Below are 23,350 nucleotides of genomic sequence, written 5' to 3' on the forward strand. Positions count from 1 at the left end.
GGTGCGGGGAGCACCCGGGGGCCGACGGGTCGCACGCACCTCGCACGTCCGGCGGGACCGCGCATCAGCGCTGCCGCCGGGTGAGTGGAACAAGCACCTCTGCAAGACCGCGGAAGTCAGTTCGGGGGGCGGGGGCCTCCCGAGGGGGACCTGGGGGGTTCTGTGCGGCAAGGGGGATTAGTCAGCCCGTTTCCGTCGGCGCGCGGACGTCTGACGAGCGGGGAGATCAGCCGGCCCGCGAGCGACTGGGAGCAGCGGTACCGCCGTACCGTGATCACCAGCGACTCCGTCACCACCGGTGTCGTCGTGGCGTCCATCGGCAACTTCTTCGGCGCCCGGGACGCGGCCAACTGGCACGAGAAGTGGGGCATCCTGGCCTTCGGGACCTGGCTGCTGGTGCTGGGGGCGCTCGCGGTCGGCCGGGCGTGGGCACCGGCCGTACTCGGCCAGGGCGCCGAGGAGTTCCGCCGGCTCGGCCGCTCGCTGTTCGCGGCGACCGTCGTGCTGGCGCTCGGCGGGATCGCCCTCACCTCGCGCAACATCAAGCTGTGGATCTTCGTCGCCGTTCCCGCGATCGCGATCGTCACCATGACCGCGCGGTATCCGCTGCGGCTGTGGCTGCACAAGCAGCGCAAGCAGGGGCGGTGTTTAAGACCGGTGCTCGCCGCCGGAAGCCCGGACACCGTGCGCGACCTGATCAGCCGGACCCGCAAGTTCCCGCACCTCGGCTGGCAGGTGGACGCCGTGTGCACCCCGGAGGGACACCGGCTCGGCGGTGACCGGCTGGACGGGGTGCCGGTGGTGGGCCGGCTGACGGACGTGGCCGACCACGTCCACCGCGACGGCTACCGCGTCGTCGCGGTCACCCCGGACCCGCACTGGTCGCCGCACCGGCTGCGGCGGCTGGCGTGGAGCCTGGAGGGCAGCGACGCCGAGATGATCGTGGCGCCGGTGCTGATGGAGGTGGCGGGACCGCGGCTGCACGTCGACGCGGTGCTGGGGATCCCGCTGCTGCGGGTCAGCATGCCGGCCTTCACCGGGGGCCGCCGGGTGGTCAAGGGCGTGGTCGACCGGCTGGGCGCGGCGGTCCTGCTGCTGCTGTTCGCGCCGCTGATGGTGTGCGTCGCGCTGCTCGTGCTGACCACCAGCCGGGGCGGCGCCTTCTACCGGCAGCGCAGGGTCGGCAAGGACGGCCGCGAGTTCACCATCCTCAAGTTCCGCACCATGGTCGCCGGTGCCGACCGGGCCCGTGCCGCGCTGGCCGACCGGAACGAGGGCGCGGGGCCGCTGTTCAAGCTCCGGAGGGATCCGCGGGTGACCCGGGTGGGAGCGGTGCTGCGCCGCTGGTCGGTCGACGAACTCCCGCAGCTGTTCAACGTACTGACCGGATCGATGTCGCTCGTCGGTCCACGGCCCCCGCTGCCGGAGGAGTCCGCCGCCTACGGCCCGGACATCCGGCGGCGGCTGCTGGTCAAGCCCGGGCTCACCGGCCTGTGGCAGATCAGCGGGCGCAGCGACCTGTCATGGGAGGAGGCGGTCCGGCTGGACCTGCGGTACGTGGAGGACTGGTCGCTCGCGCTGGACACAGTGATCTTGTGGAAGACGCTGCGTGCGGTGCTCCACGGGCAGGGCGCCTACTGATGCGCGGGTGCCGTCGGGCGGACGCGCGGACCGCAGGCCGCCGGGGCCTGCCTGGGGGGAGGAACGGATCATGAGAGTCAGCGTGTTCGGGCTCGGCTACGTGGGCTGCGTGTCGGCCGCGTGCCTGGCCGAGATGGGGCACGAGGTCATCGGGGTGGACGTGAACCGGGTGAAGGTCGGCCTGGTCAACGCCGGCAAGGCCCCGGTGGTCGAGGAACGGATCGGCGAACTGGTCGCCGACGTCGTGCGCACCGGTGCGCTGCGCGCCACCACCGACGTCCGCGAGGCGATCACCGGCAGCGAGATCTCGCTGGTGTGCGTGGGCACGCCGTCGGAGCCCAACGGCAGCCTGTGCACGACGTACTTGGAGCGGGTCACCGAGCAGATCGGCGCCGCCCTGGCCGAGCGCGGCGGGCAGGGCGGACGGCACACCGTGGTGTTCCGCAGCACGATGCTCCCGGGCACGTGTCTGAACCTGCTGGTGCCGATCCTGGAGAAGAACCTCGGCGGTACGGCCGGAGTGGACGTCGGGGTCGCCGTCAACCCGGAGTTCCTGCGCGAGGGCACGAGCGTGCGGGACTTCTTCGACCCGCCCAAGACCGTCATCGGCGAACTCGGTCCGGCCGACGGGGACATGGTGGCGGCGCTGTACGAGGGGCTGCCCGGTGAGGTGTTCCGGGTGCCGGTCCCGACGGCCGAGGCGGTCAAGTACGCCGACAACGCCTTCCACGGTCTCAAGATCGGCTTCGCGAACGAGCTGGGCGCGGTGTGCCAGGCGCTCGGCGTGGACTCGCACCAGGTGATGGACGTCTTCCTGGCCGACCGCAAGCTGAACATCAGCCCCGCCTATCTGCGGCCCGGGTTCGCCTTCGGCGGCTCCTGCCTGCCCAAGGACCTGCGCAGCCTGGTCCACGCGGCGCAGCGGGCCGACGTCTCGGTGCCCATCCTGTCCCATGTGCTGCCCTCCAACGCCGATCATCTGCAGCGCGCGGTGGAGCTGGTGGAGCGGACCGGGAAGCGCCGGGTGGGGATGTTCGGGCTGTCCTTCAAACCGGGCACCGACGACCTGCGCGAGAGCCCGCTGGTCGAGCTGGCGGAGCGGCTCTTCGGCAAGGGGTACGACCTGCGCATCCACGACTCCCATGTGAGCCTGTCCCGGCTGCTCGGCGCGAACCGCGAGTACGTCGAGACCCGGCTGCCGCACCTCGCGCAGCTGCTCGCGGACTCCGTCGAGGAGGTCCTCGAGCACGCCGAGGTGTGTCTGGTCGGGACCAGGGACCCGGCCGTGCTGGCGGCGCTGCCGCACGGCGACGGCCCGGTGATCGTCGACCTCGTCCACCTCCCCGACGCCGATGCGCGCCGGGCCGAACCGGGGTACGTGGGCCTTGCTTGGTGACACATCGTCCGGAGACACGGCGTCCGGGAACACGGCGTCCGACCGCACGTCGGTCGGGGGCGCGGCCTCGCGTGACGGCGGCCGGGTCCGCGGCCGCCGCGCGCTGATCCTGGTGGAGAACCTGTCCGTGCCGTTCGACCGGCGCGTGTGGCAGGAGTGCACGACGCTGCGCGACGCGGGCTGGGAGGTGCACGTCATCTGCCCCCGGGGTACCAAGCGGGACACCGAGCCCGAGGCGGAGATCGACGGCGTGCGGATCCACCGCTACCCGCTGCGCGCGGCCACCGGCGGTCCCGCCGGCTATCTGCGGGAGTACGGATCGGCGCTGTGGCACACCGCCCGGCTGGCCCGGAAGGTCGGCCCGGTGCACGTGGTCCACGCCTGCAACCCGCCCGACCTGCTGTTCCTCCCCGCCCTGTGGCTGAAGCGGCGCGGGGCGCGGTTCGTCTTCGACCAGCACGACCTGGTGCCCGAGCTGTACCTCTCCCGGTTCGGCCGCGGCAAGGACCTGCTGTACCGGGCGGTGTGCGCGCTGGAACGGATGACCTACCGGGCCGCGGACGTCGTCATCGCCACGAACGAGAGCTACCGGGACGTCGCGGTGCGCCGGGGCGGCCGGCGGCCGGAGGACGTCTTCGTGGTGCGCAGCGCCCCGCAGACCGACCGGTTCCGGCCGGTGCCGCCCGATCCGGAGCTCAAGCACGGCAAGCCCCATCTGCTGTGCTACCTCGGCGTGATGGGGCCGCAGGACGGCGTCGACTACGCCCTGCGCGCCCTGGCGAAGCTCCGCGACGAGCTGGGACGCACCGACTGGCACGCGGTGTTCGTCGGTTCCGGCGACGCCTTCGACGCGATGGTGGAACTGTCCCGGCGGCTCGGTCTCGAGGACCAGGTGCGCTTCACCGGGCGCATCCCGGACGCCGACCTGGTGCGCCATCTGTCCACCGCGGACGTGTGCCTCTCCCCCGACCCGTGCAATCCGCTCAACGACGTGTCGACCATGAACAAGGTTCTGGAGTACATGGCGATGGGCCGGCCGATCGTCTCGTTCGACCTCAAGGAGGCGCGCGTCTCCGCCGGGGAGGCCGCGCTCTACGCACCGGGCGACGACGAGGCCGAGTTCGCCAAGCGCATCGCGCTGCTGCTGGACGATCCCGAACTGCGGGCCCGGATGGGCAGGATCGGCCGGGAACGGATCAACGGGGACCTCGCCTGGAGCAACTCCCAGGTGTCGCTGCTCGCCGCCTACACCGCCGCCTGCCGTCACCGGGCTCCGGCGGCGGGCGCGGCGGGCCGGGCAGGGCGGAGGCCGCGCCGTTGAACGACGACACGATACGTCTGGCCACGATCGGGCGGCTGCTGCGGCGCCGACGGCGGCTGCTCGCCGTCCTCGCCGTGCTGGGCGCGCTCGCCGGTCTCGGCGCCTCGCTGCTGTTCCCGCCGCGCTACACGACGTCGGCGTCGGTGCTGCTGTCGGGGCAGTGGGAGGAGCGCGAGCTGGTGACCCAGGCGGAGATCGCGACCAGTTCGGCGGTGGTCGACCGCGCGGCGGCCACGCTCGGGCGGCCCGGAATCGACGGCGGCGAGTTGCGGGACCGGGTGGACGTCGAGGTCACCGACGGGAACATCATCGAGATCTCGGGCACGGACGACACCCCGGAGGGTGCGCAGCGCATCGCCGACCGGGTGGCCGAGGAGTACGTCGCCTACGCGGCGCGGCTCGCGGGCGACACCGCGGACCCCGACGCGGCGAGCCGGCCCGAGGAACTGCGCAGGACGGTGCTGCAGACCAGCCGCCGCATCACCGACCTGGCCCAGGCGGCGGATCCCGGGCGGAGCGTGGAGAGCGTGCAGGGCCGTACCGAGCTCGAGAAGCTGCGCACCACGTTGCAGGAGGCCATGGAGAAGCTGGAGGAGGCCGACCCGGCGCTGAACAGGGCCGGCATGGTCGTGATGGGACCGGCCGCCCGGCCCGGCGGCGAGGCACCGCCCACCCGTGTGCACCTCGTCCTCGGCGGGGCGCTGCTGTTCCTCCTCCTCGCCGTCGTCGGCCATCTCGCCACCGCGCGGATGAGGCACCGGCCGCGCACCGAGCCGGAGATCGCCGCGGCGCTGGGCTCCTCGCCGCTCGGCACGGTGGACGTGCCCGCCGACCGGTCCCTGCGGCGGGCGGCGGCACGGGGCGGCCCGCGGGCCCGGGTCCGCAGGCTGCTGGGGGCCGACATGCCCTGGGACGTTCCGGCCCCGCGGGCCTCGGGCGACGAGGCCGCCGGGCGGCTGCGCTACCGGCGCGTGTGCGCCCGGCTCCAGGACCGGATGCCGCCCGGCGGGCGGGAGGCGCTGGTGGTCGTCCCGGACGGCGACGAGGTCGCCCGCCGCGCCGCCACGCGGCTCGCCGAGGAGGCCGGGATCGAACTCGCGCTCCACGTGGTGACGGTTCCGGCGGACCGTCCGACGGTCCCGGACCGCGCCGGCACCTCCGGCGCCCTCGTCGTGCTCGGCACGGGCACCTGGACCGCGGGCGAACTCACCGGCCTCACCGACGCCTGCACGGACGCCGGCCACGAGATCACCGGCTTCGTCGTCGCCACCCCGGTCCGGGCCCGTACGGCACGGACCACCGGCCCCTCCGCACGGCCCACCGCCCCGGCACTGGGAGGCGCGGTATGACCACGCACCACAGACCGACGCCGGACCACGCCCCCCGCTCGCCGGGCCCGTACAGCACCCGCACGGCCCGGCGCCCCGGCGCTCGCCGGCGGCAACGCGAAGAGGAGCACGGTCTGACCACGCATCGGACGCCGACGCCTGACCGCGCCCCCGCCTTCAGCGGCCCCGGCCGCTCGGGACCGTACAGCACGCACCGCGACGGCACCTCCCGTGTCCTCGTGCTCGGCGCGGGCACAGGGACGGCGGGCGAGCACGGGTTGCCGGTCCCTTCACACGGGCCTCCGCTCCCCGCGCGCCCACACCGCGGCAGCGCCGAGGGAGGTGCGGTATGAGGACGGACCAGGCGGTGGAGTCACCGGCTCCGCTCTTCGACCTGCCGGGGCTGGTGGCCGCCGTGCGCCGGCGGCGCCGGGTGTGGGGGACGATGGCGTTGCTGGGGTGTCTCGCCGGCGTGGCGGTGGCGGTGGTGCTGCCTCCGCCGCCGACCGCGGTGACCACGGTGCTGGTGGCGCATGAGGGGGACCAGCCCAGCGACCCCGGCACGCTGATCCGCACCGACGCCGCGCTGTTGCAGACCACGCGGATCGCGGACCGCGCCCTGCGGGACCTCGGCTCCCGGGAGAGCCCGAAGGACTTCATGCGGGACTACCGGGGCACCGGCGTGACCAACAACCTGCTGCGGATCGAGGCGTCGGGCGACAGCGACGCGCAGGCGGTGGCCCGGGCCGAGGCGCTGGCCGACGCGTTCGTCGCGGACCATGTGCGGCGGCTGCGGGAGGCCGCGGCCGCCGAGTCCGAGGCGCTGCTCGCCCGGCGCGACGACCTGCGGGACGAACTGGCGCGGGTCAACGAGGAGATCGGGGAGGGACCGCAGTCGGACGACCCCGAGGCGTCGGCGAACCTCGAGTCGCTGTTCGCCCGGCGGGCCGAACTGACCTCGCGCATCACGGACTTCGCCCAGCGTGCCGAGGAGGCGAGCCTGGGCACGCCCCGGCTGGTGGCGGGCACCCGGGTGGTGGACGCCGCGCGCCCGGTGGACCACTCGCTGCCCGCGACCGCCGCGGCGAACGCGGGGATCGGGCTCGCCCTGGGGCTGGCGCTCGGGCTCGCGCTGGCCGCCGTCGGCGCGGTGGTGGCGGACCGGCCCGTGCTGCGCCGGGAGATCGCGGCGCACCTGGGTGCCTCGGTCGTCGCGGAGCTGCCCCGCGGGGCGGCCCGGCCGTGGCGGCGCCGCAGGGTCCGGGCGGCGCGGACGCGGCTCACGGCGTCCCTGGCCCGTACCGTGCGGGGCTCCCCGGAACCGGTGTCGCTGCTGGAGCTGGGCTGTGCCCGCACCGCGGGCGCGGTCGCCCTGGATCTCGCCGGGGAGCTGAAGGGCGAGGAGCCGGTGGTCGTGGTCGACGGTCTGCCCGACGCGCGGCTCGCGAGCCGCCGTCCGCAGCCGGGAGGCCCCACCGTGGTCGGCGGCGCGGACGCGGACGCCGGGCCGCCGGGGGGGCCGCGGATCGGCGTCGGTTCGGTGGCTCCGGGCACCGCGTGGACCGACCTGCGGTACCTCGGCACCCGGGCCGTGCTGGTGGTGCGGGCCGGGGCGGGCAGCGCCGCGTGGCTGCACACCGTGGCGCGGCAACTGGCGGACCAGGACATCGCGGTGCACGGCGTGGTGCTGGTCGACCCGGATCCGCGGGACCGGACCGACGGCACGCTGTGGGACCGCCCGGCCACCGCGCCGCGCGGCAGGCGTGAGCGGCCCGCGCCCAGCTGGGTGAACGGGACGGAGCGGCCCTCCGTGCGGGCGGCGACGCGGGTGCCCGACGGCGAGCAGGAGGTGCGGTAGCACATGTGTGGCATCTCAGGCACCTACCGGTGGCCGGACGGGAAGGCCGTGACCGACCGGCTCACCGAGACCCTCGCACACCGCGGCCCGGACGGTGCGGGCCGCTACAGTCACGCCGCCGGCGACGGCGAGGTGCACCTCGGACACCGCCGGCTGGCCATCATCGACCTGACCGGGACGGGCGCCCAGCCGATGGTCTCCGGCGGCCTCGCCCTGACGTACAACGGCGAGCTCTACAACGCGCCCGAGCTGCGGGCCGAACTGGCGGCCGCCGGCGTGCGGTTCCGGGGTACGTCGGACACCGAGGTGCTGCTGGAGGCGTGGCGGCGCTGGGGCACGGACTGTCTGCCCCGGCTGCGCGGCATGTTCGCGTTCGGCGTCTTCGACGAGCGGACCGGCGAGCTGGTGCTCGCCCGCGACCAGCTCGGCATCAAGCCGCTGTTCCTGCTGCGGCGGGGCGAGGGCCTGGTGTTCGCCTCCGAGCTGAAGGCGCTCGCCGCGGTGACCGGCGGGTCGCTGGAGGTGGACCCCGCGGCGCTGGTGGCCTCGCTGCTGTACTACTGGGTGCCGGACTCCCGGTGCGCGTTCCGCGAGGCGGAGAAGCTGCCGCCGGGGAGCTGGCTGCGGATCCGGCCCGACGGCCGGGTGGAGCGCGGCCGGTACTTCAGCCTGCGCGACGTGGCCGCCGAGGGCAGCCAGCGGGCCCTCGACGGCGCGGAGCCGGACCTGGCGGCGGTCGTCGAGGAGTCGACCCGGCGGCATCTGCTCTCCGACGTCCCCGTGGCGGCCTTCCTCTCCGGAGGGCTCGACTCCAGCTATCTGACCGCGCTGGCCGCCCGCGACCGGCCCGGCATCCCCGCTTACACGATCGGGTTCCGCGCCGAGGACGCCCGGTTCGAGGCGATGCCGGACGACCTGCGCTACGCCCGGCAGGTGGCCGAGCGCTTCGGCGTGGACCTGCGCGAGATCGAGATCGCCCCGGACGTGCTCGAGCTGCTGCCGCGGATGACGTACCACCTGGACGAGCCGATCGGCGATCCCGCCGCGATCAACACGTATCTGATCTGCTCGGCCGCCCGGGAGGCCGGGGTGAAGGTGATGCTCTCGGGGATGGGCGCCGACGAGCTGTTCGCCGGGTACCGCAAGCATCTGGCCAATGTGCTCGCGCTGCGCTACCAGCGCGTCCCGCGGCCGCTGCGGCGCGGGGTGGCGCGGGCCGTGGACCGGCTGCCGGTCGCCACGAGCCGCCGCGGGTACCGGTCGGTGCGCTTCGCCAAGCGGTTCCTCTCCTTCGCCGATCTGCCGGAGGAGACCGCGTTCCGGCGCAGCTACACCCTCTACGACCGGGAGGAGCTGCTGGATCTGGTCGATCCGGACCTGGCGCCGGCGGTCGAGGACGTGCTGACCGAGCACGCGGACGTCTACGCCGACAACGACCTGGACGACTTCGTCAACCGCATGTGCCTGGGCGACGCCCGGATGTTCCTGCCGGGTCTGAACCTCGCGTACACGGACCGCTCCAGCATGGCCGCGTCGACCGAGGTGCGGGTGCCGTACGTGGACGTCGAGGTGGTCAGGGCGGCGTTCGCGGTTCCGGGCCGGCGCAAGATCGCCGGACGGCAGGGCAAGGCCGTCCTGAAGGAGGCGGCGGTCTCGGTCCTGCCCCGGGAGATCGTGTACCGGCCCAAGGGCCTGTTCAGCGCGCCGCTGCGGGCGTGGATGAGCCGGGATCTGGCCCCCCTGGTGCGCGAGGTGGTGCACGACGGCGTCCTCGTCCGTTCCGGGTTCCTGCGCCGCGAGGCGCTCCAGCGGCTCGTCGCCGAGGACGCCGCCGGGCAGCGGGACTTCTCCAAGCATCTGTGGCACGTGCTGACCCTCGAGTACTGGTACCGCGGCGCGACCTCCGGGACCGGCGGACACCCCCTGACGGCATAGCGACGGCACCTGCCTGACGGCGTAGAGACAGACGGCGTAGAGACGAAGAGGACTTCGGGTGAAACAGGTCGTACAGAACTACAGGAGCGGCGAGCTGGCACTGCTCGACGTGCCGGAGCCGGGCTGCAAGCCGGGCGGTGTGCTGGTGCGCACCGCCTACTCGCTGATCTCCACCGGAACCGAACTCATGAAGGTCTCCGAGGCCGGCATGTCGATGCTGGGCAAGGCCCGTTCCCGCCCGGACCAGGTGGCCAAGGTGGTGCAGAGCGTGGCCACCAACGGGGTGCCCGCCACCTACCGCAAGGTGATGGGCAAGCTGGACTCCTACACGCCGCTGGGGTATTCGCTGTGCGGGGTGGTCGAGCAGGTCGGCGCGGGCATCGACGACGTGGCGGTCGGCGACCTCGTGGCCTGCGCCGGCAACGAGCACGCGCTGCACGCCGAAGTGAACTGGGTGCCGAAGAACCTCTACGCCCCGGTGCCGGACGGGCTCGCGCCGCGGCACGCGGCCTTCGGCACGGTCGGCTCGATCGCGTTGCAGGGGGTGCGCCGCGGCGAGTCGCAGCTGGGGGACGTGGCGCTGGTCATCGGTCTGGGGCTGATCGGGCAGTTGGTGGTCCAGCTGCTGGCCGCGTCGGGGGTACGGGTGGTCGGCGCCGACCCCGACCCGGAGCGCTGCGCGCTCGCCGAGCGGCTGGGCGCCGCGGCGTGCGGTGACCCCGCGTCCGCGGCCGTGGAGCAAGCCGTCGCCGAACTCACCGGCGGTATGGGCGCGGACCAGGTGTATCTGGCCGCCGGCGGGGGCAGCAACCAGCCCGTCGAGCTGGCCGCCCGGCTGAGCCGGGACCGCGGCCGGGTCGTCGACATCGGCAAGTGCAGCCTGGACCTGCCGTGGAACGCGTACTACGAGAAGGAGCTCGACGTCCGGTTCTCCCGTTCGTACGGCCCCGGGCGGTACGACCCGGAGTACGAGCTCGAGGGGCGGGACTACCCGATCGGCTACGTCCGCTGGACGGAGCGGCGCAACCTGGCGTGCTTCCTCGATCTGGCCGCCCGGGGCCGTGTCGACGTGGAGCCCCTGGTCTCCCACATCGCCGACTTCGAGGACGCCGTCAAGACGTACCGGCGGCTGGAGGACGGTGAACTCAAGGCCGTCGCCGTGCTGTTCCGGTACGCGGAGGGCGACACGGAGGGCCGGGCGGCCCCGCTGACGGCCGTGCCCGACGTGCCGGCGGGGCACGGGCCGGTGCGAGTGGCCGGGAGGCCCGTGCGGCTGGCGTTCGTCGGGGCCGGGAACTACGCGACGTCGATGCTGCTGCCGCACCTGACGGGGCGCGACGGTGTCGAGCTGTCCACGGTCGTCACCACGACGGCGCTGTCCGGGGCCAACGCCCAGCGCAAGTTCGGCTTCGCCCGGGCGACCACCGATCTGGACGCCGTGCTCGGCGACCCGTCCGTCGACGCGGTGTTCGTGGTCACCCGGCACAGCTCGCACGCGGACCTCACGCGCAAGGCGCTGCTCGCCGGCAAGGCGGTGTTCGTGGAGAAGCCGCTGGCGCTCACCGGGGAGGAACTGGCCGGTGTGCTCGCGGCGGTGGAGGAGTCCGGCAACGACCGGCTGCAAGTGGGCTTCAACCGCCGGTTCGCGCCGCTGCTGCGGGAGGCGAGGGAGCGGTTCGGTGCCCGGACCGGTCCGGCGAGCCTGCGCTACCTCGTCAACGCGGGCCGGCTCGACCACGGCAGCTGGTATCTCCGGCAGGGCACCGAGGGCTCCCGGTTCACCGGCGAGGGCGGGCACTTCATCGACACGGCGAGCTGGCTGCTGGACGCCGACCCGGTCTCGGTGTACGCGGTGGCCGCGTCCGGCAACGAGGACCTGCAGATCGTGCTGCGCTACCCGGACGGGTCCACCGCCACCCTCAGCTATGTCACCAACGGCCCGTCGGGGTTCCCCAAGGAGACGCTGGACCTGATCGCGGACGGCAAGGTGCTGCGGCTCGACGACTTCGTCCGGGCCTCGGTGTACGACCGCAAGCGGTGGGTCAGTTCGCGGCTGCCGAAGGCCCGGGACAAGGGCCAGAACGCCGAACTGGCCGCGTTCGTCAAGGCCGTACGGACCGGTGGGCCGATGCCGGTGCCGCTGCGGTCGCTGGTCGCCACCACGACAGCCACCCTCGCCGTGGAGACCGCGCTGGCGGCGGGCGCGCCGGTGACGCTGACGGGGGCGCGATGACCGCGCGTCCGGGGAGCCCCGGCTGGTACCTGCGGCGGCTGTCCCGGATGGGGCCGCGGGAGGTCGGCGGCCGGGTGGGCGACGCGGTGCGCCGGCGGCGGTGGCGGTCGGGGCTGCCGGACGGCCCGGACGTGACCGGTGCGCGGTTCACCGCGGTGCTGCCCGCCGGGGCGGTCGCCTCGGTACCCGCGGACGCCGTGAAGCGTCTGCTCGCCGACGCGGACCGGCTGATGGCCGGGCACGCCGAGTTCTTCGGTGTGGAACGCGACGACCTGGTGGACCCGGACTGGTGGTACGACCCGAAGACCGGGCGCCGCGCCCCGTGGGGCTACGCCTTCGGCGTGCCGTACCGCGACGAGGACGTGGTCGGGGACATCAAACAGATCTGGGAACCGTCCCGGCACCAGTACCTCACCCAGCTCGCCGCGGCCTACGCGCTCACCGGGGACGAGCGGTACGCCGAGCGGGTGGCCGCGCATCTGCGGTCCTGGTGGGCGGCCAACGCGCCGCTGCGCGGGGTGCACTGGGTCAGCGGCATCGAGCTGGGCATCCGGCTGCTGTCGTGGGTGTGGATCCGGCGGCTGCTGGACGGCTGGCCGGGGGCGGCCGCGCTGTTCGAGGACAACCCGGTGGCGCACCACCAGATCTGGCATCACCAGCGCTGGCTGGCGGCGTTCCCCAGCCGGGGCTCGTCGGCGAACAACCACGTCGTCGCCGAGGCGGCCGGGCAGCTGGCCGCGTCCTGCGCGTTCGGGTGGTTCCCGTCCTCGGCCCGCTGGCGGGCCGACGCGTTGCGGTCGCTGGAACGGCAGTTGCGGGCGAACACGTTCCGCTCCGGCCTCAACCGCGAACTCGCCACCGAGTACCACGGGCTGGTGCTGGAACTCGGCCTGGCGGCGGTGGCCGAGGCGGACGCGGCGGGGGTGCCGGTCCCCGTGTCGGTGCGGCGGGTGCTGCTGCGGATGACCGACGCGCTCGCGGCGATCGTGGACAACCGGTTGCGGCCGCCGCGCCAGGGGGACGCGGACGACGGGTACGGGCTGGTCCTGGACGGCGCGGGCACGCACCGCTGGGCCTCCCTGCTGGCCACCGGGGACGCGGTGTTCGGCCGGCTCCCCTGGTGGCCGGAGGTCACGACGACGGACGTCCGCACGCCCCTCCTCACGGCACTGATCCACCCGGGCACCGATCCGGCACCCCCGGCCCGCCCACCTGCCCCGCAAGCCCGCCCGGTGCCCCTCCGCCCGGTCCCCGCGACACCCCCGTCCCGACGGCGGCTCCACCCCACGACGGACACCCGCCCGGGCCCGGCGCCGGCCCCCGACGACCGTCTCCGGCCGGTCCCCGACGGCGCACCCCACGACACGGCGGAGACCCGGCCGGCCCCCACACCGGCCCCCGACGGCCCTCTCGGGTCCGCTCCCGACGCCGGGCCCCGGCCCGCGCAGGATGGTGAGCCCCGCGTCGGCGAAGTGCCCGAGCCGCCGCCCGGACCACCGGCCCAACAGCCCGGCACCACACCACCCCCCGACGACCGTCTCGGACCCGCTCCCGACGCGGGCCCTGAGCCCACGACCCCACCGGCCCAACGGCCCGGCACCGCCGACGCCCGCCCCCGCCCCGCGCCACCCCCCGACGGCCGTCTCCGGGCCGTTCCCGCGCCACCCCCCAACGGGCGTCTCCAGCCCGTCCCCGCCACCGGGGCCCGGCCCGCGAGTGTGCTGGGGCGGGCGGGCGGTGCCGTGCGCGGGAGCCGGCGGCTCGCGGGTGTCGTCGCGTCGCTTCGTCAAGGTGCGGGGGCACGGCGTGGGAGTGGGGCCTGGGCCCGGCGGCCCGGGCGGCGGCCGGGGCACTTCGCCGACGCGGGGCTCACCATCCTGCGCGGGCCGGAGGAGATCTGGTGCCGTTGCGACGGCGGCCCGCACGGCTTCCTGTCCATCGCGGCGCACGCCCACGCGGACGCCCTCTCCGTGGAGGTGCGGCACGACGGCGTCGACGTGCTCGCCGACCCGGGGACGTACTGCTATCACGGGCAGCCCGAGTGGCGGCGGTACTTCCGGTCGACCCTCGGTCACAACACCCTGGAGCTGGACGGCACCGACCAGTCCGTCTCCGGCGGCCCGTTCCTGTGGACCCGGCACGCGCGCAGCCGGGTCCTGGCCGTGGACACCGCCGGTGCCGCCGCCGGCGGGACGGCGCGGTGGTGCGCCGAGCACGACGGCTACCGGGGCTCCGTGCACCGCCGCCAGGTGGAACTGACGCCCGAACGCCGGGAGTTGCGGATCGTCGACACGGTGCGCGGTCCGCGCCGTGCCGTACGCCTGGCGTTCCACCTCGGCCCGGCGGTCACCGCGCGGCTGGAGGGGGACCGGGCCTCGCTCACCTGGACCCGGGACGGCGAGGAGCGCTCCGCGGTGCTGGAGCTGCCCGGGCAGCTGTCCTGGCAGGCGCACCGCGGCGAGACCGGGCCGCCGCTCGGCTGGTACTCGCCGGGCTTCGGACGCAAGGAACCCGCCACCGCACTGGTCGGCACCGGTTTCACCGGCGGCGCGGAGGAGTTCGTCACCGTACTCGGGTTCCACGGCTAGGGAGGAGGACACGTGGCAAGGACGTGGCGGCACCGGACGGCGTCGGCGGTGGCACCGCTGGCGCTGGTCCTGCTGGCCGCGACCGGCTGCGAGGACACGCCGGACGCGCGGCCTGAGCCGACCACCGGGCCGGACACGCCCGTGGCCCGGGTGTGCGCCGAGCCCGCCGCCGGGCCCGCAAAGGCGCCCGCGGGCGCGGTGACGGTCGACCCGGCGGTGACGGGCGACCTCGCCGAGAAGACCAGGAGCAACCCCCCGAACACCACGTTCTGGCTCCGGCCCGGCAGGCACCGGCTCGCGCCCGACCGCTACGCGCAGGTCGTCCCCAAGCGGGGCAACACCTACATCGGCGCGCCGGGCGCGGTGCTCGACGGCCGGAAGACCAACCAGTACGCGTTCGGCGGCCCGGCCCCCGACGTCACCATCCGCCATCTGACCGTGCGCGGGTTCGCCGCGCCGCACGACGAGGGCGTGGTCAACCACGATTCGGCCGACGGATGGGTGATCGAGCACGCGACGATCCGCGACAACTCCGGTGCCGGGCTGATGGCCGGGGCCCGCCAGCAGGTCCGCGCCAGCTGTCTGCGCGACAACGGCCAGTACGGCATCAACGCCTACAAGGGCGACGGCCCCCTCGAGGACCTGGTGGTCGAGGGCAACGAGATCACCGGCAACAACACCGGCGACTGGGAGCGGAAGAAGCCGGGCTGCGGCTGCACCGGGGGCGTGAAGTTCTGGAACGTCGACGGCGCCGACATCCGCGGCAACTGGGTGCACGACAACCGCGGGACCGGGCTGTGGGCGGACACCAACAACAACGACTTCCGCATCGAGGCCAATGTGCTGGAGGCCAACGACGGCGCCGCGCTGATCTACGAGACCAGCTACAACGCGGTCATCCGGAACAACATGATCCGGCGGAACAACTGGGTCGAGGGCCGCCGGCACGCCGACCGCGGCGACACCTTCCCGTTCGCGACCGTCTACCTCTCCGAGTCCGGCGGCGAACCACGGGTCCGGGCCCGCACGAGCAAGATCGAGATCCACGGGAACGTGCTGGAGAACAACTGGTCCGGCATCACCCTGTGGGAGAACGCCGACCGGTTCTGCAACAGCCCCGCCAACACCTCCTCCGGTGACTGCACACTGCTGGTGGAGGACACCGGGAGCTGCGCACAGCCGGCGATCGGCACGGCGCCCCTCTATTCCGACTGCCGGTGGAAGACCCAGCGGGTCGACATCCACGACAACCGTTTCGTGCTGGACACCTCGGTCGTCGACTGCACGACGCGGTGCGACCGGATGGCGTTGCTGGCCAACTACGGCACCTACCCGGAGTGGTCGCCGTACCAGGGCGACAGCGTGGCCGACGCGATCACGGGCGAGCAGCACAACCGCTGGCACGACAACGTCTACGTCGGACCGTGGCAGTTCGTCGCCCACGACCCGAGCCGGGTGCTGACCCCCGGCCAGTGGCAGGGCGCCCCGTACCGGCAGGACGAGGGCAGCACCTTCCGCGCGCAGGAGGGTGGTTGAGATGGCCGTGGAGCGCACACCGAGGACGATCGGTGCCGTCTGGGGGCTGCTGGTCCTCAACACCCTGGGATCGGCGGGTGCCGAGACGATCGTCCCGCTGCCCCGCTCGCTCATCCAGATGGTCACCATGAGCGCGCTGGCCGTCGCGTTCACGCTGGCGCTCGCGGTCAATCTCCGGCTGCGCATCCGGGCCGGCGCCTTCCTGCTGCTGCTCACGCTGCTGCTGGTGCCGAGCGTGCTCTCCAGCATGGACCTGGACTCCGGGTTCGGCGCGCTGTTCCGCTGCGCCCGGCTGGCGCTGTTCATCGGCACGCTGTGGCTGGTCAGCCGCTGGTGGGACGGCGGCACGACGTTCGTCCGGCATCACATCCGGATGTACTTCGTGGTCCTCGGGTCGGTCGCCGCCGGCCTGGTCCTCTCGCCGGGCGCCGCGCTGCCCGACCTGTACGGCGGGCGGCTGGTCGGCGCGCTGTGGCCGCTCACCCCGCCGCAGATCGGCCAGTACGCCGCGGTGATCATCGGGCTGACGGTGCTGCTGGTGCTGGGCCGCCGGACCGACGGGCGCAGCGCCGCGCTGGTCGTCGTTCCGGCGCTCGTGCTGCTGGTGCTGACCCACACGCGGACGGCCACGGTCGGGCTGCTCGTCGGGCTGGTGCTGGCGATCGGCTCGCTGTTCCTGACCAGCGCCGCCGCCCGCCGGTTCTTCGCCTGGACCGTGCTGTGCGCGGCGGTGGCGGCGGTGGCGTTCGGCTCCGCGGTACGGGAGTGGTTCCTGCGCGGGCAGAGCGAGGAGAACTTCAGCAGTCTCACCGGCAGGGCCAAGGTGTGGGACGCGCTGCTGGCGGAACCCCGGACCACCTCGGAGCACCTGTTCGGCGCGGGGCTGGGCGACAAGTCCTTCGGCGGGCTGCCGATCGACAACAGCTGGCTGGCCGTCTACCACGAGCAGGGCATGACCGGTGTCGTGCTGGTGGCGGCGTTCCTCGCCGTGCTGGGCGGCGTGGCGCTGCTGCGGCCGCCGTCGGTGCCGAGGGCGTGCGCGATCTTCCTGATCAGCTACTGCGCGATCGCGTCGTACACCGAGGCCGGGCTGGGCGACGCCTCACCGTATCTGCTGCATCTGGCCGTGGCCGCCTCGCTGCTGGCGGCGCCCGCCGCGGGCGCCGCGCTCCCGCCGCCCGCGCCGGATCCCCGGGCGGCGCGGCCCCGAACGGCCGCCCGGCCGACGGAGGTGACCTGAGCATGCATGTCCTCGTGGTGCACAACCGCTACAACTCGGCGCAGCCGAGCGGGGAGAACAACGTCGTCGACCAGGAGGTGGCGCTGCTGCGCGGGGCCGGCCACCGGGTCGGGGAGTTCGGGCGGCGCAGTGACGACATCGCCGCGATGTCCCTGCCGCGCAAGGCGGCGGTGCCGCTGCTGGTGCCGTGGAACCCGGCCGTGCGCAGGGAGCTCGCCGCCCGGCTGCGCGAGGAGCGGCCCGACGTGGTGCACGTCCACAACGTCTTCCCGCTGCTGTCCCCGGCGGTGCTCGCCGCCTGCGCCGACGCCGGGGTGCCCGCCGTCGCCACACTGCACAACTACACCCAGGTGTGTCCGCCCGGCACGCTGCAGCGGGCGGGCGGAGCGTGCGCCGAGTGCGTCGGGAGGGCGCCGCTGCCGGCCGTCCGGCACGGCTGCTACCGGGACTCCCGGCTGGCGACGCTGCCCCTGGCGGTCGGTCTGTCGGTCAACCGGCGGCGGTGGTGGTCCGGTGTGGAGCGGTTCCTGTGCATCTCCGCCGCGCAGCGCGACGTGCTGGTGTCGGCGGGCATGCCGGCCGGACGGCTGGCGGTGAAGCACAACTTCGTGCCCGATCCGGGCGTGATCCGCTCGGGCGGCGGCGAGCATCTGCTGTATCTCGGCCGGCTCGCCGAGGCCAAGGGCGTACGGCTGCTCATGGCCGCATGGGACGAGATCGCGGCGGCCGGCGGGGTGGGCGTACCGCTCGTGATCGCCGGCGCGGGGCCGCTGGAGGGCGAGGTGACCGCCTGGGCGGCAGGCCGCGACGACGTCCGGTACGTCGGCCTGTACGACCCGGAGCAGTGCCGGCGGGCCGTGGCGCGGGCGGTCGCCGTGGTGGCGCCCTCCACCTGGCTGGAGGCGTTCGGTCTGGTGGTCGTGGAGGCGATGGCGGCGGGCGTACCGGCCGTCGCCGCCGGGCACGGCGCCTTCGTCGAACTGGTCGAGGACGGGGTGAGCGGGCTGCTGCACCGGCCGGGTGAGGCCGCCTCGCTCGCGTCCTGCCTGCGCCGGATCACCGCGGATCCGGATCTGGGGCGGCGGATGGGCCGGGCCGCCCGGCACCGATACGAGCAGGGCTTCAGTCCGAAGGTCGGTCTGGAGCGCCTGGAGGACGCGTACCGCACCGCGATCGCGGGTCGGTCAGCACTGGCTCGCGGCGGGGACACCCGCGCGGGCAGGGGGGATGGGAACAGCCGATGACACGATGCCGACTCTGCGGCTCGGAAGCGCTGGCGAGCGTCGTCGATCTGGGGGCGACGCCGCCGTGCGAGAGCTTCCTCGCCGCGCACCAACTGGATCTGCCGGAGCCCGCGTACCCGCTGCATCTGCGGGTCTGCACCGACTGCTGGCTCGCGCAGATCCCTCCGCTGATCACGCCGGAGGAGACGTTCAAGGAGTACGCGTACTTCTCCTCGTACTCCACCTCCTGGGTGGAGCACGCGCGCGCGTTCACCGCCGGGGCCGCGGAGCGGCTGGGGCTGGGCGCCGACGCGTTCGTGGTGGAGGTCGCGAGCAACGACGGCTATCTGCTGCGGCACATGGTGGACCGCGGGATCCGCTGCCTGGGCATCGAGCCGTCGGTGAACGTCGGTGCCGCGGCGCGGGACGCGGGCGTGCCCACGCTCACCGAGTTCCTGGACCCGGCCGTGGGCGCCGCCGTCCGCGAGGAGCACGGCCCGGCGGACCTGGTCGTGGCCAACAACGTGTACGCGCACATCCCCGACGTGGTCGGCTTCACCCGGGGACTGCGCGCGCTGGTCGCCGACGACGGGTGGGTCTCCATCGAGGTGCAGCACCTGCTCACCCTGATCGAGGAGAACCAGTACGACACGATCTACCACGAGCACTTCCAGTACTACACGGTCGCCTCCGCGATCCGGGCGCTGGCGAGCGGCGGACTCGCGCTGGTGGACGTGGAGACGCTGCCCACGCACGGCGGCTCGCTGCGGCTGTGGGCCCGCCCGGACGAGGCGGCCGGGGCGCCCTCCCGGCGGGTGGCCGAGGTGCTGGACCGGGAGAAGGCCGCCGGACTGCAGGAACTGTCGGGGTACACGCAGTTCTCCGCCCGGGTCGCCAAGGTCCGCCGCGACCTGCTGCGGTTCCTCGTCGAGGCGGCCGAGCGGGGCGAGACGGTCGTCGGCTACGGCGCCCCCGGCAAGGGCAACACGCTGCTCAACCACTGCGGCATCCGGCCCGACCTGCTCCCGTACACGGTGGACCGCAACCCCTACAAGCACGGCAGGTTCACCCCGGGCACCCGCATCCCCGTCCTGCCCCCGGAGCGGATCGCCGCCGACCGGCCGGACTACGTCCTCGTCCTGCCGTGGAACCTGCGGGCCGAGCTGACCGAGCAGCTGTCGTACGTGCACGACTGGGGCGGCCGGCTGGTCTTCCCCATCCCCGAACTGAGCGTCGTCGAGGTCGCGTCTGGAGAGGCCAGGGCATGAAAGTCGTTCTGTTCTGCGGCGGTTACGGCATGCGGATGCGCGAGGGCACCTCCGACGACGTGCCCAAGCCGATGGCGATGGTCGGCCCGCGGCCGCTGATCTGGCATGTGATGCGCTACTACGCGCACTACGGGCACACGGAGTTCATCCTGTGCCTGGGCTACGGGGCCCACCACATCAAGGACTTCTTCCTCACCTACGAGGAGACGACGTCCAACGACTTCGTGCTGCGCGGCGGCCGGACCGAGCTGCTGTCCACCGACATCTCCGACTGGACCATCACGTTCGCGCAGACGGGCATCGAGTCGCCGATCGGGGAGCGGCTGCGCCGGGTGCGGCACCATCTGGACGGCGACGAGATGTTCCTCGCCAACTACGCCGACGTGCTCACCGACGCCCCGCTGCCGGAGATGATCGACCGGTTCGCGCGGCGTGACGCCGGCGCGTCGATGATGGTGGTGCCGCCGCAGTCCTCCTTCCACTGCGTGGACCTGGGCGACGACGGCCTGGTGGGCGGCATCACCCCGGTGAGCGAGCTGCCGCTGTGGGAGAACGGCGGCTACTTCGTGCTGCGCCAGGAGATCTTCGACCACATACCGGACAACGGTGACCTGGTCGCCGACGGCTGCGCCCAACTGGCCAAGCGCGGACGGCTGGTGGCGTACCAGCACCGCGGCTTCTGGAAGCCGACCGACACCGTGAAGGAGCGGGCGGCGCTCGACGCCGGGTACGCCAGGGGCGAGCGCCCGTGGGCGGTGTGGGAGCGGGACGGCGCGGGGGTGGGCGCGTGATCCGGCTCGGCACCGGCGGCGCCGGGCGGATCGTTGCGGTCGGCGCCCACTGCGACGACATCGCCATCGGCGCCGGCGGCACCCTGCTGACGCTGTGCGGCGCACGGCCGGGCATCCGCGTCGACGCGCTGGTGCTCTGCGGCGGCGGGGGTCCGCGCGAGCGGGAGGAGCGGGCCGCGCTCGCCGCCTTCTGCCCGGGCGCCGAGCTGCGGCTGACCGTGCTCAAGCTGCCGGACGGGCGGGTGCCCGCGTACTGGGAGGAGGCCAAGTCGGCGGTTGAGGAGCTGCGGGCGCGGACCGAGCCGGACCTCGTGCTGGCCCCGCGCACGGAGGACGCCCACCAGGACCACCGCGGCCTGGCGCGGCTGATCCCCACCGCGTTCCGCGACCACCTCGTGCTCGGTTACGAGATCGTCAAGTGGGACGGCGACCTGGGCCGTCCGACCGCCTACCAGCCGCTGTCGCCGCGGACCGCCGAACACAAGGTGCGGCTGCTGCAGGAGCACTACCCCTCCCAGCGGCACCGGCCCTGGTACGACCGGGAGGCGTTCCTCGGTCTCGCCCGGATCCGCGGCATCGAATGCCACGAGCGCTACGCCGAGGCGTTCGCCGTCACCAAACTCACTCTCGACCTGGGGGAATGAACCTTGCGCGTACTGCTCACCGGACACCAGGGCTACCTGGGCACCGTGATGGCCCCGGTCCTCGCCGCCGCCGGGCACGAGGTCGTCGGTCTCGACGCCGGTCTGTTCGCCGACTGCGTGCTCGGTCCGCGGCCCGAGGACCCGCCGGGGCACCGCGTGGACCTGCGTGACGTCACGGCCGAGCACGTGGCCGGGGCGGACGCCGTGATCCACCTGGCCGCCCTGTCCAACGACCCGCTGGGCTCCCTGGCGCCGGAGCTCACCTACGACATCAACCACCACGCCTCCGTCCGGCTGGCCCGGCTGGCCCGCGACGCCGGGGTGCGGCGCTTCCTGTACGCGTCGACGTGCTCGGTGTACGGCGCCGCCGGCGGCGGCGAACTGGTCACCGAGGACGCCCCGCTGCGCCCGGTGACGCCGTACGCGGAGTCCAAGGTCCGGGTGGAGGACGACCTGCACGAGCTGGCCGACGGTGACTTCAGCCCGGTGTACCTGCGCAACGCCACCGCCTTCGGGCACTCGCCGCGGCTGCGCGCCGACATCGTGCTGAACAACCTGGTGGGTCACGCGCTGCTGTCCGGCGAGGTGCGCGTGCTCTCCGACGGCACGCCGTGGCGGCCGCTGGTGCACGCCGTGGACATCGCACGGGCCTTCACCGCGGCGCTGGGCGCGCCGAAGGAGGCGGTGCACGACCGGGCGTTCAACATCGGCAGCGAGACCAACAACGTCACGGTCGCCGAGATCGCGGAACAGGTCGCCGAGGCCGTGTCCGGTTCGAAGGTGGTGATCACCGGTGAGACGGGCGCCGATCCGCGGTCGTACCGGGTGGACTTCTCCCGGTTCCGCGAGGCGATACCCGGCTTCGACTGCGAGTGGACGGTGAAGCGGGGCGCGCTCGAACTCGCCGACGCCTACCGGGAACACGGCCTGACGCGTGAGGACTTCGAGCGGCGCTTCACGCGGCTAACCGTGCTGCGCGCGGCCTCCGACGCCGGTTCCGTCGACGGCACCCTGCGGTGGCGCCGGTGACCGGGGCCGCGGCCGGCTCCGGCTCCGGCTCCGGCTCCGGCTCCGGCTCCGGCTCCGGTGAGGAGATGTACGGGCTGGTGGAGCGGATGTACCCGCTGTGCCGGAGCATCACCGGTGACGGGGTGCGCGCCACCCTGGACATCGTCGGGGAGTACATCCCGCTGCGCGTGCACGAGGTGCCGACCGGGACGAAGGTGCTCGACTGGACCGTGCCGCAGGAGTGGAACATCCGGGACGCCTACATCGCCGACGCCTCCGGCCGCCGGGTCGTCGACTTCGCCGCGTCGAGTCTGCACATCCTCGGCTACAGCGTTCCGGTGGCGGCGACGATGCCGCTGGCCGAGCTGCGCGAGCACCTGTACACCCTGCCCGAGCACCCGGGCTGGGTGCCGTACCGCACCAGCTACTACGCGCCGAAGTGGGGGTTCTGCCTGGCGCAGGAGACCCTGGACGCGCTGCCGGACGGCGAGTACGAGGTGTGCGTCGACTCCACGCTCGCCGACGGCCACCTCACCTACGCCGAGCACGTCGTGCCCGGCCAGGTGTCCGACGAGGTGCTCGTCTCCAGTCACGTCTGCCACCCCTCGCTGGCCAACGACAACCTGGCCGGCATCGCGGTGGCGACGTTCCTGGCGCGGGCGCTGGCGGAGCGGACCCCGTACTACACCTACCGGTTCCTGTTCGCGCCCGGCACCATCGGCGCGATCACCTGGCTCGCCCGCAACGCGGAGCGGGTGCGGCGGGTCCGGCACGGGCTGGTGCTGGCCTGCGCCGGCGACCCGGGCCCGCTGACGTACAAGCGGAGCAGGCGCGGCGACGCCGAGATCGACCGCGTGCTGCACCACGTCCTGACCACCTCCGAACGCCCGCACCGCATCAACGAGTTCACCCCCTACGGCTACGACGAACGGCAGTTCTGCTCCCCCGGGTTCGACCTCGGCGTGGGGTCGCTCAGCCGCACCCCGTACGCCGGATATCCCGAGTACCACACCTCGGCGGACAACCTGGATTTCGTCTCCCCTGAGGCGATGGCGGACACGCTCGCCGTCTGCCGTGAGGCGTTCGGCGTCCTCGACCGCAACCGGCGGTACGTCAACCTCTGCCCGTACGGCGAACCGCAGCTCGGCCGGCGGGGGCTGTACGACTCGCTCGGCGGCCGCAGCGACGCCAAAGAGGCCCAGATGGCCATGCTGTGGGTGCTCAGCCTCTCCGACGGCGAACACGGGCTGCTGGACGTCGCGGAGCGGTCCGGGCTGCCGTTCGACACCGTCGCCGCGGCGGCCGGGGCGCTGCACGACGCCGGACTGCTCAAGGCCTGA

16 protein-coding genes are annotated in these 23,350 nt (G+C 73.8%); all 16 read left to right on the top strand.

From position 1 onward, the window contains the following. The first annotated feature begins 162 nt into the window (after window positions 1-162). Window positions 163-1,641 (top strand): sugar transferase, encoded by a 1,479-nt coding sequence (locus AC5L3C_RS08540; RefSeq protein WP_493648148.1) that lies wholly within the window; start codon window positions 163-165, stop codon window positions 1,639-1,641. A 70-nt stretch (window positions 1,642-1,711) separates the two neighbouring features. Beyond that, window positions 1,712-3,037 (top strand): nucleotide sugar dehydrogenase, encoded by a 1,326-nt coding sequence (locus tag AC5L3C_RS08545; RefSeq protein ID WP_493648150.1) that lies wholly within the window; start codon window positions 1,712-1,714, stop codon window positions 3,035-3,037. Then, entirely contained in the window at window positions 3,027-4,358 is a 1,332-nt protein-coding gene (locus AC5L3C_RS08550; RefSeq protein WP_493648152.1) for a glycosyltransferase family 4 protein, read from the top strand. The genes AC5L3C_RS08545 and AC5L3C_RS08550 overlap by 11 nt, the downstream gene beginning before the upstream one ends. Continuing rightward, window positions 4,355-5,707: a Wzz/FepE/Etk N-terminal domain-containing protein gene (locus AC5L3C_RS08555; protein WP_493648153.1), complete on the top strand. Its 1,353-nt coding sequence runs from the start codon at window positions 4,355-4,357 to the stop codon at window positions 5,705-5,707. The genes AC5L3C_RS08550 and AC5L3C_RS08555 overlap by 4 nt, the downstream gene beginning before the upstream one ends. 328 nt (window positions 5,708-6,035) lie before the next feature. Continuing rightward, on the top strand, window positions 6,036-7,544 hold the full coding sequence (locus tag AC5L3C_RS08560; protein ID WP_493648155.1) for a Wzz/FepE/Etk N-terminal domain-containing protein: 1,509 nt from the start codon (window positions 6,036-6,038) through the stop codon (window positions 7,542-7,544). A gap of 3 nt (window positions 7,545-7,547) precedes the next feature. Continuing rightward, window positions 7,548-9,479, top strand: a complete 1,932-nt coding sequence (gene asnB / locus AC5L3C_RS08565) for an asparagine synthase (glutamine-hydrolyzing) (protein ID WP_493648157.1) — start codon at window positions 7,548-7,550, stop codon at window positions 9,477-9,479. A 58-nt stretch (window positions 9,480-9,537) separates the two neighbouring features. Next, window positions 9,538-11,712: a bi-domain-containing oxidoreductase gene (locus AC5L3C_RS08570; RefSeq protein WP_493648158.1), complete on the top strand. Its 2,175-nt coding sequence runs from the start codon at window positions 9,538-9,540 to the stop codon at window positions 11,710-11,712. Further along, a complete protein-coding gene (locus AC5L3C_RS08575) occupies window positions 11,709-14,300 on the top strand; it encodes an alginate lyase family protein (protein WP_493648159.1) in 2,592 nt (863 codons plus the stop codon). The genes AC5L3C_RS08570 and AC5L3C_RS08575 overlap by 4 nt, the downstream gene beginning before the upstream one ends. Before the next feature lie 12 nt (window positions 14,301-14,312). Then, window positions 14,313-15,836 carry a right-handed parallel beta-helix repeat-containing protein gene (locus tag AC5L3C_RS08580; RefSeq protein WP_493648160.1) on the top strand — a complete coding sequence of 508 codons (1,524 nt, stop codon included), beginning with the start codon at window positions 14,313-14,315 and terminating at the stop codon, window positions 15,834-15,836. Window position 15,837: 1 nt separating this feature from the next. After that, on the top strand, window positions 15,838-17,076 hold the full coding sequence (locus AC5L3C_RS08585; protein ID WP_493648162.1) for an O-antigen ligase domain-containing protein: 1,239 nt from the start codon (window positions 15,838-15,840) through the stop codon (window positions 17,074-17,076). Window positions 17,077-17,078: 2 nt separating this feature from the next. Next, window positions 17,079-18,320: a glycosyltransferase gene (locus AC5L3C_RS08590; protein ID WP_493648164.1), complete on the top strand. Its 1,242-nt coding sequence runs from the start codon at window positions 17,079-17,081 to the stop codon at window positions 18,318-18,320. After that, window positions 18,317-19,567: a class I SAM-dependent methyltransferase gene (locus tag AC5L3C_RS08595; protein WP_493648166.1), complete on the top strand. Its 1,251-nt coding sequence runs from the start codon at window positions 18,317-18,319 to the stop codon at window positions 19,565-19,567. Before AC5L3C_RS08590 ends, AC5L3C_RS08595 begins: the two co-directional genes overlap by 4 nt. Then, a complete protein-coding gene (locus AC5L3C_RS08600) occupies window positions 19,564-20,358 on the top strand; it encodes a sugar phosphate nucleotidyltransferase (protein ID WP_493648167.1) in 795 nt (264 codons plus the stop codon). Before AC5L3C_RS08595 ends, AC5L3C_RS08600 begins: the two co-directional genes overlap by 4 nt. Beyond that, window positions 20,355-21,002 (top strand): PIG-L deacetylase family protein, encoded by a 648-nt coding sequence (locus AC5L3C_RS08605; protein ID WP_493648169.1) that lies wholly within the window; start codon window positions 20,355-20,357, stop codon window positions 21,000-21,002. Before AC5L3C_RS08600 ends, AC5L3C_RS08605 begins: the two co-directional genes overlap by 4 nt. 3 nt (window positions 21,003-21,005) lie before the next feature. Further along, a complete protein-coding gene (locus tag AC5L3C_RS08610) occupies window positions 21,006-22,031 on the top strand; it encodes an NAD-dependent epimerase/dehydratase family protein (RefSeq protein ID WP_493648171.1) in 1,026 nt (341 codons plus the stop codon). Between the two features lie 65 nt (window positions 22,032-22,096). Continuing rightward, a complete protein-coding gene (locus AC5L3C_RS08615) occupies window positions 22,097-23,350 on the top strand; it encodes a DUF4910 domain-containing protein (RefSeq protein WP_493653782.1) in 1,254 nt (417 codons plus the stop codon).

The sequence above is a fragment of the Streptomyces speibonae genome (genome assembly GCF_984686075.1).

Excerpts from the sequence above, each read along its gene's own strand:
- AC5L3C_RS08545 (WP_493648150.1), top strand. The coding sequence starts at position 1,712 with ATGAGAGTCAGCGTGTTCGGGCTCGGCTACGTGGGCTGCGTGTCGGCC.
- AC5L3C_RS08585 (WP_493648162.1), top strand. The coding sequence starts at position 15,838 with ATGGCCGTGGAGCGCACACCGAGGACGATCGGTGCCGTCTGGGGGCTG.
- AC5L3C_RS08600 (WP_493648167.1), top strand. The coding sequence starts at position 19,564 with ATGAAAGTCGTTCTGTTCTGCGGCGGTTACGGCATGCGGATGCGCGAG.
- AC5L3C_RS08590 (WP_493648164.1), top strand. The coding sequence starts at position 17,079 with ATGCATGTCCTCGTGGTGCACAACCGCTACAACTCGGCGCAGCCGAGC.
- asnB (WP_493648157.1), top strand. The coding sequence starts at position 7,548 with ATGTGTGGCATCTCAGGCACCTACCGGTGGCCGGACGGGAAGGCCGTG.
- AC5L3C_RS08595 (WP_493648166.1), top strand. The coding sequence starts at position 18,317 with ATGACACGATGCCGACTCTGCGGCTCGGAAGCGCTGGCGAGCGTCGTC.
- AC5L3C_RS08575 (WP_493648159.1), top strand. The coding sequence starts at position 11,709 with ATGACCGCGCGTCCGGGGAGCCCCGGCTGGTACCTGCGGCGGCTGTCC.
- AC5L3C_RS08615 (WP_493653782.1), top strand. The coding sequence starts at position 22,097 with ATGTACGGGCTGGTGGAGCGGATGTACCCGCTGTGCCGGAGCATCACC.
- AC5L3C_RS08560 (WP_493648155.1), top strand. The coding sequence starts at position 6,036 with ATGAGGACGGACCAGGCGGTGGAGTCACCGGCTCCGCTCTTCGACCTG.